Annotated in this window: 3 protein-coding genes; all 3 read left to right on the top strand. The window is 57.7% G+C overall.

The genetic code is table 11. The features are described from left to right. Positions 1–111 precede the first annotated feature (111 nt). The 3 genes from ACPZVR_RS25350 (at position 112) to ACPZVR_RS25340 (ending at position 2,249) form a co-directional block, all read left to right on the top strand. Entirely contained in the window at positions 112–870 is a 759-nt protein-coding gene (locus tag ACPZVR_RS25350) for an Ig-like domain-containing protein (protein WP_436702471.1), read from the top strand. 480 nt (positions 871–1,350) lie between these two features. Continuing rightward, on the top strand, positions 1,351–1,725 hold the full coding sequence (locus tag ACPZVR_RS25345) for a NucA/NucB deoxyribonuclease domain-containing protein (RefSeq protein WP_436702470.1): 375 nt from the start codon (positions 1,351–1,353) through the stop codon (positions 1,723–1,725). Between the two features lie 56 nt (positions 1,726–1,781). After that, entirely contained in the window at positions 1,782–2,249 is a 468-nt protein-coding gene (locus tag ACPZVR_RS25340) for a hypothetical protein (protein ID WP_436702469.1), read from the top strand. Positions 2,250–2,683: the final 434 nt, after the last annotated feature.

Raw genomic sequence — 2,683 nt, 5'->3', positions numbered from 1 at the left:
GAGTACGAGACCATCATGACCGCGCCGGCCACTCAGGCTGCGTGACCCAACCTGTCACCCGATCGTGCAGCAGTCCCCACCGCGTCCATCCGAGTCGCAAGCGGCGTCCTCGTGCATGGCGCCGTTGGTCGCTTGGCTCGGTTGGTGCCCGTCGTCGGGCTCTTGGCTGCGGCACTGTTGGTTCCACCAGCACTGGCGAATCGTGCGTCCGCGGTCCCCACAGTGGCCGCGTCCACGCCTGTCGCCTTGAGTTCAAATGCCTACCGAGTGGTCGAGGTCGGTGCGACGCTGACTGTTCCTCTGGCTGTGTCTGCGTCCGCACAGAATGTCGTCTGGTCGAGCTCGGCACCAAGCGTGGCAGGGGTCTCGGGGGATGCGCAGGGAGCGGAGGTGGCAGGTCTCGCCGAGGGCTTCGCAACCATTCGCGTTGACGCAGATGAGTCTTCAGGACACATGCACGATGAGTTCGTTATCTCCGTCATGAAAACTGAGCCTGGGTCAGAAGGCCAGGCATTCATCCGCAGGACGACTCCTCGACTGGCTGCGGCAGATGCCAGCTACGCAAGCGGTACCAATCTCGCCAAGGATGCAAAGGTGGACGTCCACGCGACGTCGCGTGACTACTACCTCGTCTCTCAGTCGGGCGGAGACGGATCGAGGTTCTGGCTTCGAGCGGCAGACGTCTACTACCCACCTTCCCAAACCCAGATTCTAGTCGAGCATTCGAGCCAAAAACCTAGTTCGAATTCCCGGCGATACCTCCCCGCCGGTGACACATACGACATCCCTTCCTGTGACGCAACGATCGCGGGGAGTTCGTTGACTTCGCAGGACGGGTGGTTGGTTCGGGATCGGTACAATGCTGATTGATGTGACGGCTATTCGTATGTTGATCGGGACGAAAAGTACTGGATCACGGATGGTGAAGCCACGTATTGGCGCTACATGATCGCATATCCGGTGCGAAAGCTGCCGATCTTGGTCCATCGAGTCCGATTGTCGCTGGAATCGAGCGAAGGCACTGCCGAGACGGTACGTCTTCACATTTCGTATGCCTGTGCAAAGAAGGAATACTGCAACACAAATCTTGTCGACCAGGCGAGTTCGAGTGCACTTCTTCTCGGCCCAAAGAACCGTCGCGTTAGTGTGGGAGCAGAATTCTCCTACACTGGAAAAGTGCAGACCAGCGCCGTTCTTTGGACTTCCTTCAACGCTACGGTTCAAGGCTTGGATAGTTCGAAGGTTCACACTATTGGACCGCTCTTCTCGCCAAAGACCAGGTGTGATCGAATGAGATACATTGGGTCAAGAGGTGGATGTGTCATCCTCAGCTATACGCCGAGGTTTGAGATGCTAACCAAGAGCAACTACAGAGAGAGTTCGCTGTTTGTCAAGTGGGCGCAGAAAAAGATGCCTAGTCATCCTGGCGTTTCCTACGTCAAGGGCGTGGGCGCGCTGACCCGTTTGCACTGGAAGTCTCTCCGGTCCGACAACAGGAACCTCAATCGAGAGATGGCGAAGAAGTTGTGTAAGAACAAGCCTGGGAGCGGTTCTTGCGACGAATATCCATTTTCGAGCACGTTCCAAGGCTGCTTTGCTGCGCGCACGTGTGAAGTGACATTGATTGACCTTGATCACAACAGGGGTGCCGGTACCGCGCTTGCCAAATTCCTGCGGGAGAACCGCATAGTGGCGACCGATCCGTACTGGGTCTACGTACGATGACCGTTCTGCAATATCGGCCGAGTTGCCGAGACTAGTGAATTCGAGGTTGAGTGTCCATGGATCAGCAAGCCGTTGAGATTGTTCCCGAGGATGGTTCCTTCTGGATCATGCGAGAGGAATACGACGATGTTCCCGACATTGAAGAGTCGCTTCGGGGATTTCGTGTCGTGACATTCGACGACTTCATGCTTGTTCAGTGCATCGAGGAAGACAATGCCGACAGTGTTCTCCTCAACATCATCGAGTTCGACCAGGCGCCTGCGCTAGGCATCCAACAGGTCATGGACGGCTGGCCCCACAAGGTGCGTGGAACCTGGACTGTTGCGGGACCGAGTGTGATCGCCTCAGCCGAAGACGCTGAGATCGCGTCCTTCCTCGAGAAACCTGGTACCTACGAGTTCATTTACGCTGCGTCTATGGCCGACACGAAGACCTGGAAGCCAGGCGAAGCCCGTGAAGAGCACCAAGTCTTTATCTGGCCGGAGGGTACGGACGACGAGCCCCAGGAGGACATGTTTGACTAGCTCTTCCGTCGAGGATGGTAGGCATTGTCAATCGTCACGGGCTTCGTCCAGTTGAAGTCGGCCTCAACGCGCCGCGGATCCGCGGGTTGCAATGTTGGCTCGACGCAACGCGCCAAGGACTGTTCCCTTGCTGCGACCAACTTGCTTCCCGACTGCGGCAAGGCCGAGGCCAGACTGGTAGAGATCGATGATCTCGTCTTGTTGCTCTTGGGCCAGACGGGTGACCCGGCGAGGCAAGTCCGCTTCTTCGGCAAGCATGTTGAGCGACTGTCGGCTGATGCCGAACTCACGGGAGATCTACGGCCAGCACTCCAGTTCGGTAGCGCTGAAGGAGAGCAGCCTTCTCCTCGTCACCGAGGACAGAGCCCCGCGGGGTGGTGGGCTTTGAGGTGATCCTCGGTGCCCTACTCGCCGCTCTCGATGGCGGCGTGATC

The organism is Nocardioides segetis, from assembly GCF_051390595.1.
Lineage (GTDB): Bacteria > Actinomycetota > Actinomycetes > Propionibacteriales > Nocardioidaceae > Nocardioides.
Note: the sequence above shows the minus strand (reverse complement) of the source record. Positions and strands in the feature narration are given on the sequence as shown.

Coding starts and splice junctions, on each gene's coding strand:
- ACPZVR_RS25345 (WP_436702470.1), top strand. CDS start 1,351: ATGCTAACCAAGAGCAACTACAGAGAGAGTTCGCTGTTTGTCAAGTGG.
- ACPZVR_RS25340 (WP_436702469.1), top strand. CDS start 1,782: ATGGATCAGCAAGCCGTTGAGATTGTTCCCGAGGATGGTTCCTTCTGG.